This is a genomic window from Variovorax sp. 54 (genome assembly GCF_002754375.1).
Taxonomy (GTDB): Bacteria; Pseudomonadota; Gammaproteobacteria; order Burkholderiales; family Burkholderiaceae_C; genus Variovorax.
The window spans coordinates 4,821,768-4,836,734 of sequence record NZ_PEFF01000001.1 but is presented as its reverse complement, the minus strand read 5'-3'; the positions used below and the strand labels follow the sequence as shown (position 1 = coordinate 4,836,734).

14 protein-coding genes are annotated in these 14,967 nt (G+C 65.3%); 9 read left to right on the top strand and 5 right to left on the bottom strand.

Annotation, left to right across the window (positions count from 1 at the left end; all coding sequences use genetic code 11):
* Window positions 1-79 precede the first annotated feature (79 nt).
* From CLU95_RS22285 to CLU95_RS22265, 5 genes are read right to left on the bottom strand one after another with little or no spacing between them, the layout of a single operon-like run.
* Window positions 80-2,665 carry a bifunctional aconitate hydratase 2/2-methylisocitrate dehydratase gene (locus CLU95_RS22285; RefSeq protein ID WP_099795601.1) on the bottom strand — a complete coding sequence of 862 codons (2,586 nt, stop codon included), beginning with the start codon at window positions 2,663-2,665 and terminating at the stop codon, window positions 80-82.
* 17 nt (window positions 2,666-2,682) lie between these two features.
* Window positions 2,683-3,315: a hypothetical protein gene (locus CLU95_RS22280; protein ID WP_180288660.1), complete on the bottom strand. Its 633-nt coding sequence runs from the start codon at window positions 3,313-3,315 to the stop codon at window positions 2,683-2,685.
* Window positions 3,316-3,338: 23 nt separating this feature from the next.
* Window positions 3,339-4,358, bottom strand: coding sequence for an HpcH/HpaI aldolase/citrate lyase family protein (locus tag CLU95_RS22275; RefSeq protein WP_099795600.1), 1,020 nt, complete (start codon window positions 4,356-4,358; stop codon window positions 3,339-3,341).
* Window positions 4,355-5,143 (bottom strand): trans-aconitate 2-methyltransferase, encoded by a 789-nt coding sequence (tam, locus tag CLU95_RS22270; RefSeq protein ID WP_099795599.1) that lies wholly within the window; start codon window positions 5,141-5,143, stop codon window positions 4,355-4,357. Before tam ends, CLU95_RS22275 begins: the two co-directional genes overlap by 4 nt.
* A 19-nt stretch (window positions 5,144-5,162) precedes the next feature.
* Window positions 5,163-6,149, bottom strand: coding sequence for a malate dehydrogenase (locus CLU95_RS22265; RefSeq protein WP_042578072.1), 987 nt, complete (start codon window positions 6,147-6,149; stop codon window positions 5,163-5,165).
* A gap of 182 nt (window positions 6,150-6,331) precedes the next feature.
* Here CLU95_RS22265 and CLU95_RS22260 point away from each other — a divergent pair, with 182 nt between their 5' ends.
* The 9 genes from CLU95_RS22260 (at window position 6,332) to leuC (ending at window position 14,957) form a co-directional block, all read left to right on the top strand.
* Window positions 6,332-7,090: a GntR family transcriptional regulator gene (locus tag CLU95_RS22260; protein ID WP_099795598.1), complete on the top strand. Its 759-nt coding sequence runs from the start codon at window positions 6,332-6,334 to the stop codon at window positions 7,088-7,090.
* 234 nt (window positions 7,091-7,324) lie between these two features.
* Window positions 7,325-7,771: a succinate dehydrogenase, cytochrome b556 subunit gene (gene sdhC, locus CLU95_RS22255; protein ID WP_099795597.1), complete on the top strand. Its 447-nt coding sequence runs from the start codon at window positions 7,325-7,327 to the stop codon at window positions 7,769-7,771.
* Between the two features lie 13 nt (window positions 7,772-7,784).
* On the top strand, window positions 7,785-8,150 hold the full coding sequence (gene sdhD, locus CLU95_RS22250; RefSeq protein ID WP_099795596.1) for a succinate dehydrogenase, hydrophobic membrane anchor protein: 366 nt from the start codon (window positions 7,785-7,787) through the stop codon (window positions 8,148-8,150).
* Window positions 8,151-8,156: 6 nt separating this feature from the next.
* Entirely contained in the window at window positions 8,157-9,965 is a 1,809-nt protein-coding gene (gene sdhA, locus CLU95_RS22245) for a succinate dehydrogenase flavoprotein subunit (RefSeq protein ID WP_099795595.1), read from the top strand.
* 22 nt (window positions 9,966-9,987) lie between these two features.
* Window positions 9,988-10,689 carry a succinate dehydrogenase iron-sulfur subunit gene (locus CLU95_RS22240; RefSeq protein WP_099795594.1) on the top strand — a complete coding sequence of 234 codons (702 nt, stop codon included), beginning with the start codon at window positions 9,988-9,990 and terminating at the stop codon, window positions 10,687-10,689.
* Between the two features lie 20 nt (window positions 10,690-10,709).
* The gene (locus CLU95_RS22235) at window positions 10,710-11,024 is read left to right on the top strand and encodes an FAD assembly factor SdhE (RefSeq protein ID WP_099795593.1); all 315 of its coding nucleotides are present in this window, start codon (window positions 10,710-10,712) and stop codon (window positions 11,022-11,024) included.
* Window positions 11,025-11,048: 24 nt separating this feature from the next.
* Complete coding sequence (gene gltA, locus CLU95_RS22230; protein ID WP_062479703.1) at window positions 11,049-12,359, top strand: citrate synthase; 1,311 nt, start codon at window positions 11,049-11,051, stop codon at window positions 12,357-12,359.
* 176 nt (window positions 12,360-12,535) lie between these two features.
* Window positions 12,536-13,489, top strand: coding sequence for a LysR substrate-binding domain-containing protein (locus CLU95_RS22225; RefSeq protein WP_099797434.1), 954 nt, complete (start codon window positions 12,536-12,538; stop codon window positions 13,487-13,489).
* A gap of 46 nt (window positions 13,490-13,535) precedes the next feature.
* Window positions 13,536-14,957 carry a 3-isopropylmalate dehydratase large subunit gene (leuC, locus tag CLU95_RS22220; protein ID WP_099795592.1) on the top strand — a complete coding sequence of 474 codons (1,422 nt, stop codon included), beginning with the start codon at window positions 13,536-13,538 and terminating at the stop codon, window positions 14,955-14,957.
* Window positions 14,958-14,967: the final 10 nt, after the last annotated feature.

Sequence of the window (14,967 nt, the reverse complement as noted above, 5' to 3'; positions counted from 1 at the left end):
GAAAAAGCCCCGCCGAAGCGGGGCTTTTTCATGAGCCCGGCGAACCGATCGTTCGATCGATTGCCGGCTGCTGCGACCTTCAGGCCGCGACCGTGTCCGCCACGCCCTTGTAGTCTTCGATCTTGTCGAAGTTCAGGTACTGGTAGATCTGGCTGCTCGATGCATCGAGCACGCCCGTCGCAGCCATGTACTCCTCGCGGGTCGGGATGCGGCCCAGGCGCGAGCAGATGGCGGCCAGTTCGGCCGAGCCCAGGTACACGTTCGTGTTCTTGCCCAGGCGGTTCGGGAAGTTGCGGGTGCTGGTCGACATCACCGTCGCGCCTTCGCGCACCTGTGCCTGGTTGCCCATGCACAGCGAGCAGCCCGGCATTTCGGTGCGAGCGCCGGCGTTACCGAACACACCGTAATGGCCTTCTTCGGTGAGTTGCTGCGCATCCATCTTGGTCGGCGGTGCGATCCACAGCTTGACCGGGATGTCGCGCTTGCCTTCGAGCAGCTTCGATGCGGCGCGGAAGTGACCGATGTTGGTCATGCACGAACCGATGAACACTTCGTCGATCACGGCGCCGGCCACGTCGCTCAGCGTCTTCACGTCGTCGGGGTCGTTCGGGCAGGCCACGATGGGTTCGTGGATCTCGGCCAGGTCGATCTCGATCACGGCGGCGTATTCGGCGTCGGCGTCACCCTTGAGCAATTGCGGGTCCTTGAGCCAGGCTTCCTGCGCGGCGATGCGGCGTGCCAGCGTGCGGGCGTCGGCGTAGCCTTCGGCAATCATCCACTTCATCAGCGTGATGTTGCTGTTGATGTACTCCTGGATCGGTTCCTTGTTCAGGTGCACCGTGCAGCCGGCGGCCGAGCGTTCGGCCGAGGCGTCGCTCAGTTCGAAGGCTTGCTCCACCTTCAGGTCGGGCAGGCCTTCGATTTCGAGGATGCGGCCCGAGAAGATGTTCTTCTTGCCTTGCTTGGCCACGGTCAGCAGGCCCGACTTGATGGCGTACAGCGGAATGGCGTTGACCAGGTCACGCAGCGTGACGCCGGGCTGCATCTTGCCCTTGAAGCGCACGAGCACCGACTCGGGCATGTCCAGCGGCATCACGCCGGTGGCGGCTGCGAAGGCCACGAGGCCGGAGCCCGCGGGGAAGCTGATGCCGATGGGGAAGCGGGTGTGGCTGTCGCCGCCCGTGCCCACGGTGTCGGGCGTCAACAGGCGGTTGAGCCAGCTGTGGATCACGCCGTCGCCCGGACGCAGCGACACGCCGCCGCGGTTGGCCATGAACTCGGGGAGTTCGTGGTGCATCTTGACGTCGACCTTCTTCGGGTACGCCGCTGTGTGGCAGAACGACTGCATGACGAGGTCGGCCGAGAAGCCCAGGCAGGCCAGGTCCTTCAGCTCGTCGCGGGTCATCGGGCCGGTGGTGTCCTGCGAGCCGACCGAGGTCATCTTGGGTTCGCAGTACGTGCCCGGGCGCACGCCCGTGCCTTCGGGCAGGCCGCAGGCGCGGCCGACCATCTTCTGTGCGAGCGAGAAGCCCTTCTTGGTGTCGACCGGGCTGGTCGGCAGGCGGAACAGCGTCGAGACCGGCAGGCCCAGTGCTTCGCGCGCCTTGGTCGTGAGGCCGCGGCCGATGATCAGCGGAATGCGGCCGCCGGCGCGCACTTCGTCGAACAGCACGTCGCTCTTGACGGTGAACTCGGCAATGACCTTGCCGTCCTTCAGCGCCTTGCCTTCGTAGGGACGCAGCTCGACCACGTCGCCCATGTTCATCTGCGTCACGTCGAGCTCGATGGGCAGTGCGCCCGAGTCTTCCATCGTGTTGTAGAAGATGGGAGCGATCTTGCCGCCGAGGCAGACGCCGCCGAAACGCTTGTTCGGCACGAAGGGAATGTCTTCGCCGGTGAACCACAGCACCGAGTTGGTGGCGCTCTTGCGCGACGAACCCGTGCCGACCACGTCGCCGGCGTAGGCCACGAGGTGGCCGCGCGCGCGCAGGTCTTCGATGAACTTCACCGGGCCGCGCTTGCCGTCCTCTTCAGGAACGATGCCGGGGCGGGCGTTCTTGTGCATCGCCAGGGCGTGCATCGGAATGTCGGGACGCGTCGTCGCATCGGGTGCGGGCGACAGGTCGTCGGTGTTGATTTCGCCAGCCACCTTGAAGATGCTGACGGTGATGCTTTGCGGCACTTCCGGGCGGCTGGTGAACCACTCGGCATCGGCCCAGCTTTGCAGCACGCCCTTGGCGTGGGCGTTGCCCTTGTCGGCCTTTTCCTTGACGTCGTGGAACTGGTCGAACATCAGCAGGGTTTTCTTCAGGCCTTCGGCCGCCACGGCGCCGACTTCGGCGTCATCCAGCAGGTCGATCATGGGGCTGATGTTGTAGCCGCCGAGCATGGTGCCGAGCAGTTCAGTGGCGCGGGCGCGCGTGATGAACGCGTTCTTCTCGGTGCCGTGGGCCACGGCCGCGAGGTAGCTCGCCTTGACCTTGGCGGCGTCATCGACGCCGGCGGGCACACGGTAGGTGAGCAGGTCCAGCAGGAAGGCGCCGTCCTTGGCATTCGCGCTCTTCAGGAGCTCGATCGCTTCGGCGGTCTGCTTCGCGCTCAGGGGCAGCGGCGGGATACCGAGCGCGGCGCGTTCGGCAACATGATCAACGTAGGCTTGCAACATCTTCTTTTCTCCGGAAACTAGGCTATCGGGCGTGCGGAACGGTCTCGAGCGGCCAAGCAAGAGCCGCGCCGCACCCCGGGTTCGGTGCTCTTCTTACTTCTTGGCTGCGTCGGCACCTTCGAAAAGGGCCTTCGGGGGTTCTTCTTCATCTCGTCGGCGAAGGCGACCTGGGCAGCGGTCTGGCATTCGTCGGCGATGCGCAGGCCGGCCTTCTGGTTCATCAGCATCGACTTGTTGCCGAGCTGGAGCCACATGGCGCCGGCACGCGGGTCTTCGAGGCGGATGGCGCCGGTGCGGCTTTCGACCGGGTGCATGCGGTACTTCAGGCCCTTGGTGGTCACGTTGAAGAAGCCGGGCTTCTTCTCGTCGGGCGTGACGGTGACGTCGGCGCCCAGTTCGCACTGGGCCTTGCCGGTGGACACGCGCTGTGCGACAGCCAGGTCGGCGTCATTCAGAACGACATCGGTGTCGGTGTTGATCGGCGTCACTTCTTCCACGGCCTTGGCGGCCTTGCGGGTCACCTGGCGCTTCGGCGGGGCCTTCTTGGCTTCGGCCTTGGCGGCGGCCGGCTTGGTGGCAGTGGCGTTCTGCGCCACGGCGGCCAACGGCAGGGCCAGTGCAACGGCGGCGATCAGTGCAATTTTCTTCATGTGCGGGGTTCCTTCAGGCTGATTCAGTGGGTTTCAGGAGACCGCGATGCAAACCAGGCTTTCGCCTCGGGGGGCAACGCGCGCCCTGTTGCGTGGGCGCGCGTCAGGACCTGCCAGAAGTGGCGGTAGCTCGCGCGGTCGTGCAATGTGCCATCAATTTGTGTCGGTGCCCAATCCGCGTCTGCGGCTTTTGTAATGATTTTTGTGGCAATTTGAATCTGCGCCTCGTCGGGCGCGAAGGCCTCGAGGATCGGACGGATCTGGTTCGGGTGGATGCTCCACATGCGCGTGTAGCCGAATTCGGTGGCCGCCTTGCGGGCCGCGGTGCGCATTGCGTCCATGTCGTTGAACTCGGTGACCACGCAATGCGAGGGCACCTTGCCGTAGGCATGCGCGGCCGAGGCCAGTGCCAGCTTGGCACGCACGACCAGCGGATGGCTGAACTGCCCCGCCGCGCCCATGCCGTCGGCGGGAATGGCGCCGGCATGCGCCGACACGAAATCCATGAGGCCGAAGCTCAGCGATTGCACGCGCGGATGCGCGGCGATCTCGAAGGCGTTGTGCACCGCCAGCGGCGATTCGATGAGCACGTGCAGCGGCAGCGTGGCGGCATCGGCGGCGTCGAGCGCGGCAACAGCCTGAAACACATCGGCCACGGATTCGACCTTGGGCACCATCAGGTGGCTCAGCCGATGGCCGGCGCGTCCGGCGATGGTGATCACGTCGCCGGCAAAGGCGGGATGGTCGACCGGGTGCACGCGCACACCGACGCGCATGCCGGGCTTCGCGGCCAGCGCGAGCTCGGTGACGAGCGCGGCATGCTCGGCCTCGCCGCCGACCGGGGCGCCGTCTTCGCAGTCGAGGGTGACGTCGAACACACAGGCGCCGAACTCGTCGGCCATCTCGGCCTGGAGCGCGAGGCTCTTCTTCATGCGGGCTTCGACGCCGCTGTAGTGGTCGCACACCGGCAGGGTCACGGCGCCGGCCTGTGCGCCGAGCAGCACGTCCGCGGGATGGGCGGCGGTGGCGGTCTGGGTGGTCATGCGTCTTTTTTCTTGTGCGCCACGATGAACATGCGCGGGAAAGCGAGCAGGCGCTTGCCGTCGGTGCGCACCGGATAGGCCTCGTCCACCCGGCGTTCGTATTCGGCCAGATAGCTCGCCTGCAGGTCGGGCGGCAGCCGGTCGACGAAAGGCTTCAGCCCGGTGCTGCGCACCCATTCGACGATGGCCGCGGCATCTGCCATCGGGTGCTGGTAAATGGTGTGCCAGACATCCACATGGGCCGCACGTGCGGCCAGCAGGTCGTAGTAACCGCCGAGCGGCAGCAGCAGGGTGCGCAGCTTGTCGGCGTCGCCGATGGGCTCGGCCCAGGGCGCTTCGGCCGCCACCGCCCGCATCAGGCGGTGCGTGGGCTCCTGGCGGTTGTCGGGCATCTGGACGGCGAGCACGCCGCCCGGGGCCAGCGCGTCGAACAGGCGGGGGATCAGCGTCTCGTGATCCGGCACCCATTGCAGGGACGCGTTGGCATAAATGAGATCGGGCGCTTCTTGTTCACGCGGCGCCCAGGTCGCGATGTCGCTCAGCTCGAAGCGCGCCGCCGGCAGGCGCTCGCGCGCGCTGACCAGCATGGCTTCGGAGTTGTCGGTGCCCGTGACTTGCGCCGTGGGGAACCGATGTGCCAGCAGCTCGGTGGAATTGCCCGGTCCGCATCCGAGGTCGACCACATGGGCGGCCTCGGCAAGCGGGACCCGCGCCAGGAGTTCCTGTGCGGGCCGGGTGCGCTCGTCCTCGTAGCGACGATAGAGCGCGGGGTTCCAGTCGAGCATGCGGGCGGGTTGGCTTGACTTACAGCAGGTGGGCGACGCCGGCGCGTTCGCCTTCGAGCTCTTCGAGCGTCTTGTTGATGCGTTCCTGGCTGAATGCGTCGATCTCGAGGCCTTCGACCAGCTTGTATTCACCGTTTTCGCAGGTGACCGGGAAGCCGAACATCACGTCCTTCGGAATGCCGTACTGGCCGTCCGACGGGATGCCCATCGTGACCCACTTGCCGTTGGTGCCCAGGGCCCAGTCGCGCATGTGGTCGATGGCGGCGTTGGCGGCCGAAGCAGCCGACGACAGGCCGCGTGCTTCGATGATGGCCGCGCCGCGCTTGCCGACGGTCGGCAGGAAGGTGTTGGCGTTCCATTCCTGGTCGTTGATCATCTTGGCGACGCTTTCGCCGTTGATGGTCGCAAAGCGGTAGTCGGCGTACATCGTGGGCGAGTGGTTGCCCCAGACGGTGAGCTTCTCGATGTCGGCCACGGCCTTGCCGGTCTTGGCGGCGATCTGGCTGGCAGCGCGGTTGTGGTCCAGGCGCAGCATGGCGGTGAAGTTCTTGCGCGGCAGGTCCGGTGCCGACTTCATGGCGATGTAGGCGTTGGTGTTGGCGGGGTTGCCGACGACCAGCACCTTCACGTTGCGCGAGGCGACGGCGTTCAGCGCCTTGCCTTGTGCCGTGAAGATGGCGCCGTTGACTGCCAGCAGCTCGGCACGTTCCATGCCGGGGCCGCGGGGGCGCGAACCGACCAGCAGGGCGTAGTCGGCGTCCTTGAAGGCGGTCATCGGGTCGCCGTGGGCTTCCATGCCGGCCAGCAGCGGGAAGGCGCAGTCGTCGAGCTCCATCATCACGCCCTTGAGCGCCTTCTGGGCCTTCTCGTCGGGGATTTCGAGCAGTTGCAGGATGACCGGCTGGTCTTTGCCGAGCATTTCGCCGGAAGCGATACGGAACAACAGGGCATAACCGATTTGACCGGCGGCACCGGTAACGGCAACGCGGACAGGCTTTTTGCTCATGGGAAGACTCCAGAAGGTAGTGAAACGGGGCTGCGCTCTCGTGGGGCGCCAGCGGTCCTGCGGGGGGAAGCTTTCCCGCGGCGCGGGACCGGGCCACATTTTAAGCCGAATCGACAAAGGCCGTCTTATGTCTTATATAAGATATCCTCTGGGGGTCCGCCACGGCGCACCCCACCGCTGCCATGAACACGCCCTCCACCCTCGACGAGCCCACGACGCCGTCCTTCAGTCCGCTCTACCAGCAGATCAAGACCCTGATCCTGCAGAGCCTGCAGGCCGGCGAGTGGAAGCCGGGCGAACCCATCCCCAGCGAGATGGACCTGGCGGTGCGTTACCGCGTGAGCCAGGGCACGGTGCGCAAGGCGATCGACGAGCTGTCGGCCGAAAACCTGGTGGTACGCCGCCAGGGCAAGGGCACCTTCGTCGCCACGCATGCCGAGCAGCATGTGCAGTACCGATTTCTGAAGCTGGTGCCCGACGCCGGCAGCCCGAGCGCCGAAGGCCCGGCCGAGCGCACCATCGTCGACTGCAAGCGCCTGCGCGCCTCGGCCGACGTGGCGCGCGCACTGAGCCTGCGCACCGGCGACGCCGTGCTGCAGGTGCGCCGCGTGCTCGCCTACGCGGGCGTGCCGACCATCCTCGAAGACCTCTGGCTGCCCGGCGCGCCCTTCAAGGGCCTCACGGCCGACCGGCTGCGCGCCTGGCCCGGCCCGATGTACGCCATGTTCGAAACCGAATTCGGCGTGCGCATGGTGCGCGCCGAAGAAAAGATCCGCGCCGTGCTGCCCGATGCCGAACAGGCCCAGCTGCTCGACGTGCCGCTGCAGATGCCGCTCTTGAGCGTGGAGCGCGTGGCGCACACGTACCACGACATGCCGATGGAACTGCGACGCGGCCTGTACCGCACCGACACCCACCATTACCGCAACCAGCTGGGCTGACCCGATGGCGCCGAAGAACCTCGCCCGCGCGGGCACAAACGCGCACACTCAGCCCGCGCAATGCAAGCTCAATCCCCGAGCATCCGACTGCCGCAGTGCGTTGACTCCTGTGCGTCCGATGCGCGATGGTGCATTGCAATAGAATTTTGCGTTGTTTGCATTCCGCAGAAGAAACAAAAGCGTTCGCTCTCAGAACAAGCCAACAAGTCACAAAGCCACGAAAGCCATCTCCCTATGACAGAGCTTGCAACTCCCCCCCGGCCGCCGCGTCGCGAATTCCGGAACATCAATGCCTTCACCGATCTCACGACCTATCGGCTGCCGCCGGCCGGCATCGTGTCGATCCTGCACCGCGTGAGCGGCGTGATCATGTTCCTGCTGATGCCCTTCATCATCTGGATGTTCGACACCTCGCTGTCATCTGACTATTCGTTCGCGAAATTCAAGTCTGTTTTCAACATCGGCGTCGGCTTCGCTCCGGGATGGTTCTTCAAGCTCATCGCACTGGCGCTCATCTGGGCCTACCTGCACCACTTCATCGCCGGCCTGCGTCACCTCTGGATGGACGTGAGCCACGCCGCCGTGACCAAGGAGTTCGGCCACACCTCCGCCCTCTTCACGCTGGGCGCGAGCATCATCCTCACGCTGGCGCTCGGCGCCAAGCTGTTCGGCCTGTACTGAGAAGGAGCCCCCCATGTCTGTGAATTACGGCTCCAAGCGCATCGTCGTCGGCGCGCACTACGGTCTGCGCGACTGGCTCAGCCAACGCATCACCGGCGCCCTGATGGCGCTCTTCACGATCATCCTGCTCGCGCAGGTGGTCTTCTCGCGCGGCCCCATCGGCTACGACCTGTGGGCCGGCATCTTCGCCGCACAGTGGATGAAGGTGCTCACCTTCTCCGTGATCGTTGCCCTGCTCTATCACGTGTGGGTCGGCATGCGCGACGTGTGGATGGACTATGTCCAGCCCGTCGCCATCCGTCTCGTGCTGCAAGTTTTCACCATCGTCTGGCTTGTCGGTTGTGCGGGTTGGGCTATTCAAGTGCTTTGGAAGATCTGACCCACCATGACCTACACAAAAGAAAACATCACCAAGCGCAAGTTCGACGTCGTGATCGTCGGTGCCGGCGGCTCCGGCATGCGCGCCTCGCTGCAACTCGCCCGTGCCGGCCTCAACGTGGCCGTGCTCTCCAAGGTGTTCCCGACGCGTTCGCACACCGTCGCTGCCCAGGGCGGCGTGGGCGCCTCGCTCGGCAACATGAGCGAAGACAACTGGCACTACCACTTCTACGACACGATCAAGGGTTCCGACTGGCTCGGCGACCAGGACGCGATCGAGTTCATGTGCCGTGAAGCCCCGAAGGTCGTGTACGAGCTCGAACACTTCGGCATGCCCTTCGACCGCAACCCCGACGGCACGATCTACCAGCGTCCGTTCGGCGGCCACACGGCCAACTACGGTGAGAAGGCCGTGCAGCGCGCCTGCGCCGCGGCCGACCGCACCGGCCACGCGATGCTGCACACGCTCTATCAGAAGAACGTGGAAGCCCGCACCCAGTTCTTCGTCGAATGGATGGCGCTCGACCTCATCCGTGACGACGAAGGCGACGTGGTCGGCGTCACGGCCCTCGAAATGGAAACCGGCGACCTGCACATCCTGCAGGCCAAGACCGTGCTGCTGGCCACCGGCGGCGCAGGTCGCATCTTCGGTGCGTCCACCAACGCGTTCATCAACACCGGCGACGGCCTGGGCATGGCCGCGCGTTCGGGCATCCCGCTGCAGGACATGGAGTTCTGGCAGTTCCACCCCACCGGCGTGGCCGGCGCGGGCGTGCTGCTGACCGAAGGCTGCCGCGGTGAAGGCGCCATCTTGCTGAACAGCAACGGCGAACGCTTCATGGAGCGCTATGCGCCCACCCTGAAGGACCTGGCACCGCGCGACTTTGTCTCGCGCTCGATGGACCAGGAAATCAAGGAAGGCCGTGGCTGTGGTCCCAACAAGGACTACATCCACATGAAGCTGGACCACCTGGGCGCCGACACCATCCACAAGCGGCTGCCGTCGGTCTACGAGATCGGCATCAACTTCGCCAACGTCGACGTCACCAAGGAACCGATTCCTGTGGTGCCCACCATCCACTACCAGATGGGCGGCATTCCGACGAACATCAACGGCCAGGTCGTCATCCAGAAGGGTGAAGACAACAGCGCCATCGTGAACGGCCTCTACGCCGTGGGCGAATGCTCCTGCGTGAGCGTGCACGGCGCGAACCGCCTGGGCACGAACTCGCTGCTCGACCTGCTGGTGTTCGGCCGTGCGGCCGGCAACCACATCGTCGAGTTCAACGACAAGCTCAAGGAACACAAGGAACTGCCCAAGGATGCGGCCGACCGCACGCTGCAGCGCCTGAACGAACTCGAAGCCGCCACCGGCGGCGAGTACGCGCAAGACGTGGCTGGCGAGATCCGCGCCGTCATGCAGCAGCATGCCGCCGTGTTCCGCAAGCAGGCCTCGATGGACGAAGGCGTGGTCAAGATCGCCGCCGTGCGCGAACGCGTCAAGAGCATCGGCCTGAAGGACAAGTCCAAGGTGTTCAACACCGCCCGCATCGAAGCGCTGGAAGTCGACAACCTGATCGAAGTGGCGCAGGCCACCATGGTCTCGGCCGCCGCCCGCAAGGAATGCCGCGGCGCCCACACGGTGGAAGACTACGAGCGTCCCGCGGACGACCCGGTCGCACCGCTGGGCCGCGACGACGCCAACTGGATGAAGCACACGCTCTGGTACAGCGCGGACAACCGCCTCTCGTACAAGCCCGTCAAGCTGCAGCCGCTGACGGTGGCATCCGTGCCACCCAAGGTCCGCACGTTCTAAGAATATTTACAAGGTCCATACGATGAAGCGCACATTCCAGATCTACCGCTACGACCCGGACAAGGACGCCAAGCCCTACATGCAGACGATCGAGGTCGAACTCGACGGCCACGAACGCATGCTGCTGGACGCCCTGATGAAGCTCAAGGCGCAGGATCCCACGCTGTCGTTCCGCCGCTCGTGCCGCGAAGGCGTCTGCGGCTCCGACGCGATGAACATCAACGGCAAGAACGGTCTGGCCTGCCTGACCAACATGAACACGCTCAAGGGCACCGTCGTGCTCAAGCCGCTGCCGGGCCTGCCCGTCATCCGCGACCTGATCGTCGACATGACCCAGTTCTTCAAGCAGTACAACTCGATCAAGCCGTACCTGCAGAACGACACCGTGCCGCCCGAAAAGGAACGCCTGCAGTCGCCCGAAGAGCGTGAAGAGCTCGACGGCCTGTACGAGTGCATCCTGTGCGCGAGCTGCTCCACAAGCTGCCCGAGCTTCTGGTGGAACCCCGACAAGTTCGTGGGCCCGGCCGGCTTGCTGCAGGCCTACCGCTTCATCGCCGACAGCCGCGACGAAGCCACCGCCGAACGCCTGGACAACCTGGAAGACCCGTACCGCCTGTTCCGCTGCCACACGATCATGAACTGCGTCGACGTGTGCCCGAAGAACCTGAACCCCACCAAGGCCATCGGCAAGATCAAGGAACTGATGGTGCGTCGCGCCATCTGACCTTTTTTCAAGACACCACCATGCAAACCGCCGACGAACTCCAGCAGCCGCTCAGCGAACGTGCGCTGAGCAAACTGAAATGGCGTTGCCGGCGCGGCCTGCTCGAGAACGACCTGTTCATCGCCCGCTTCTTCGAGCGGCACGAATCCCACATGACCAACGGTCAGGCGGGAGCGATGGAGACATTGATGGACCTGTCGGACAACGACCTCCTGGACCTTTTGCTGCGCAGAAAGGAGCCCGAGCCCGAATGGGCCGGCGCCGAGGTGGTCGCATTGCTGCATCTGATGCGTACCGATGGCGCGCAGCGTCCCGCAATCTCTCCTTCGTCCTGAATCCTCCTCTGAAAGTAAACCGAAATGAAAGCATCCGATACCAAGGCCACGCTGTCGTTCAGCAATGGCGGCGACAACGTCGAACTGCCGATCTACAAGGGCACCATCGGCCCTGACGTGATCGACATCCGCAAGCTGTATGCACAGACCGGCATGTTCACGTACGACCCGGGCTTCATGTCGACCGCCGCCTGCCAGTCGGCCATCACCTACATCGACGGTGACAAGGGCGAGCTGCTGTACCGCGGCTACCCCATCGAGCAGCTCGCGACCAACTGCGACTTCATGGAGACCTGCCACCTGCTGCTGTACGGTGAACTGCCGGACGCAGGCAAGAAGGCCAGCTTCACCAAGCTCGTGACGAACCACACGATGGTCAACGAGCAGATGCAATTCTTCCTGCGCGGCTTCCGCCGTGATGCCCACCCGATGGCCATCATGACCGGCCTCGTGGGCGCGTTGTCGGCCTTCTATCACGACAGCACGGACATCAACAATCCCGAGCACCGCGAGATCGCCGCGATCCGCCTGATCGCGAAGATGCCCACGCTCGTGGCCATGGCCTACAAGTACACCGTCGGCCAGCCGTACATGTACCCGAAGAACGAACTCAGCTATGCAGGCAACTTCCTGCACATGATGTTCGCCACGCCGTGCGAAGAGTACAAGGTGAACCCGGTGCTCGAGCGCGCGCTCGACCGCATCTTCATCCTGCACGCAGACCACGAGCAGAACGCCTCGACCTCGACCGTGCGCCTGTGCGGCTCGTCGGGCACCAACCCCTTCGCGGCCATTGCAGCCGGCGTGGCGTGCCTGTGGGGCCCGGCACACGGCGGCGCCAACGAAGCGGCGCTGAACATGCTGTACGACATCCAGCGCGAAGGCGGCGTGGAAAAGATCGGCGAGTTCATCAAGAAGGTCAAGGACAAGAACTCGAACGTCAAGCTGATGGGCTTCGGCCATCGCGTGTACAAGAACTACGACCCGCGCGCCAAGCTCATGCAGGAAACCTGCAACGAAGTGCTGACCGAGCTGGGCCTGGAAAACGACCCGCTGTTCAAGCTCGCCAAGGAGCTCGAAAAGATCGCCCTGGAAGACGAGTACTTCGTGTCGCGGAAGCTCTACCCGAACGTCGACTTCTACTCGGGCATCGTGCAACGCGCCATCGGCATCCCCGTGCCGCTGTTCACCGCGATCTTCGCGCTGGCCCGCACGGTCGGCTGGATCGCCCAGCTGAACGAAATGATCGGCGACCCCGAGTACAAGATCGGCCGCCCGCGCCAGCTGTTCGAAGGCTCGCCCAAGCGTGACGTGAAGCCGATCTCGGCCCGCTGATCGACTGCGGAACCTTCGCTCCCTGAAAAGCTGCCTCCGGGCAGCTTTTTTATTGCCCGTTCGGCATGCCCCTCCTCGCAGGCCGGCAGCAAGGCCATCGTGCATCGCGATGGCAATGGCTTTAAAACAGGAAGAAAATAGCCAACTCATCGCCAAACGCGATGCCCAAGCCCCCCATGAGCACCTCCGAACGCAACTTCGCCCGCCGCATCGACCTCACGTCGTTGCAGCTGTTCGTGGCCGTGTGCGAGCTGGGCAGCATCGGGCGCGCGGCGGAGCGCGAGTTCATCGCGGCCTCGGCCGTCAGCAAGCGGTTGTCCGACCTGGAAGCCACGCTCGGCACCGCCCTGCTCTACCGCCATGCGCGCGGCGTCGACCTCACGCCGGCCGGCGAAAGCCTGCTGCACCACGCCCGCTCTGTGCTCTACAGCCTCGAGAAAATGCAGGGCGAGCTCAGCGAATACGCCGACGGCGTGCGCGGCCATGTGCGGGTGCACGCCAACATCTCGGCCATCGTGCAGTTCCTGCCGGAAGACCTGGGCGTGTTCTCGCGCGCGCACGAGGCCATCAAGATCGACCTCGAGGAGCACCTGAGCAGCGAGGTGATCCGCGCGGTGCAGGAAGGCGCGGCCGACCTCGGCGTGTGCCACGTGGCCGGCGGCGCGGGCGAACTGCAGAGCCTTTCCTACCGGCACGACCGCCTCGCGCTGATCGTTCCCGAGGGACACGCGCTGGCCGCGCAGGACGCGATCGATTTCATCGACTCGCTGGCCTTCGACCACGTGGGCCTGCACACCAACAGCTCGATCTACGTGGCGATGCACGAAGCCGCATTGAGCGCCGGCCGCAGCGTGAAACTGCGCATCCACGTCACGGGCCTGGACGCCATGTGCCGGATGATCGACAACGGGCTGGGCATCGGCGTGATGCCGCAGCGCGCCTTCGAACTCATGCACAACGGCATCGGCCGCGGCCTCGTGAGCGTGACGCTCAACGACACCTGGGCGGCGCGCGAAATCCGGCTGGTGGCGCGCGACTTCTCCACCCTGCCGGTGGCAGCGCGCACGCTGGTGAACCACCTGCACGCGGCGGCCGATTCGGCCAACGCCACCGAACGACTCGCGGCCTAGACCGCGTCGACAGACAATCCATTTTCCCACGAAAGAAGAGACCGACATGGCACGCACGCTCTACGACAAGATCTGGGACGAACACGTCGTCCACACCGAGGAAGACGGCACCGCGATCCTCTACATCGACCGCCACCTGGTGCACGAAGTGACCAGCCCGCAGGCCTTCGAAGGCCTGCGCGAAGCCGGCCGCAAGCTGTGGCGCATCAGCTCGGTGGTGGCCACGGCCGACCACAACACGCCGACCACCGGCTGGGAGCGCGGCTACGAAGGCATCGCCGATCCGACCAGCAAGGAGCAGGTCACGACGCTGGACAAGAACATCGCCGAATTCGGCGCCGCCGCGTTCTTCCCGTTCCTGAGCAAGCGCCAGGGCATCGTGCACGTGATCGGCCCGGAAAGCGGCGCGACGCTGCCGGGCATGACGGTCGTCTGCGGCGACTCGCACACCTCCACGCACGGCGCGTTCGGCGCGCTCGCGCACGGCATCGGCACCAGCGAGGTCGAGCACGTGATGGCCACGCAGACGCTGTTGGGCAAGAAGGCCAAGAACATGCTCGTGAAGGTCGAAGGCAAGCTGCCCTTGGGCTGCACGGCCAAGGACATCGTGCTGGCCATCATCGGCAAGATCGGCACCGCCGGTGGCACGGGCTACACCATCGAATTCGCCGGCTCGGCGATTCGCGACCTGAGCATGGAAGGCCGCATGACGGTCTGCAACATGGCCATCGAGGCCGGCGCGCGCGCCGGGCTGGTGGCGGTCGACGAGAAGACCATCACCTACGTGAAGGGCCGCCCGCTCGCGCCCACAGGCGTTGAATGGGACCAGGCCGTGGGCTACTGGCGCACGCTGCAGTCCGACCCCGGCGCGGCCTTCGACGCCGTGGTCGAGCTCGACGCTGCGCAGATCCCGCCGCAGGTGACCTGGGGCACCTCGCCCGAGATGGTGGTCGACATCAACGGCCGCGTGCCCGATCCCGACAAGGAAAAGGACGCCAGCAAGCGCGGCGCCATCGAGCGCGCGCTGGTCTACATGGGCCTGGAGCCCAACAAAGCGATGAACGACATCTTCATCGACAAGGTGTTCATCGGTTCGTGCACCAACAGCCGCATCGAAGACATGCGCGAAGCCGCCGCCGTGGTGAAGAAGCTCGGCCAGAAGGTCGCAAAGAACGTGAAGCTCGCGATGGTCGTGCCCGGCTCGGGCGTGGTGAAGGAACAGGCCGAACGCGAAGGCCTCGACCTGATCTTCAAGGCCGCGGGCTTCGAATGGCGCGAGCCCGGCTGCTCGATGTGCCTGGCAATGAACGCCGACCGCCTGGAGCCCGGCGAGCGCTGCGCATCGACCTCGAACCGCAACTTCGAAGGCCGCCAGGGCGCCGGTGGCCGCACCCACCTCGTGAGCCCGGCGATGGCCGCCGCTGCCGCCGTGCACGGCCACTTCGTCGACGTGCGCACCTTCGCCTGATCTGGAGACA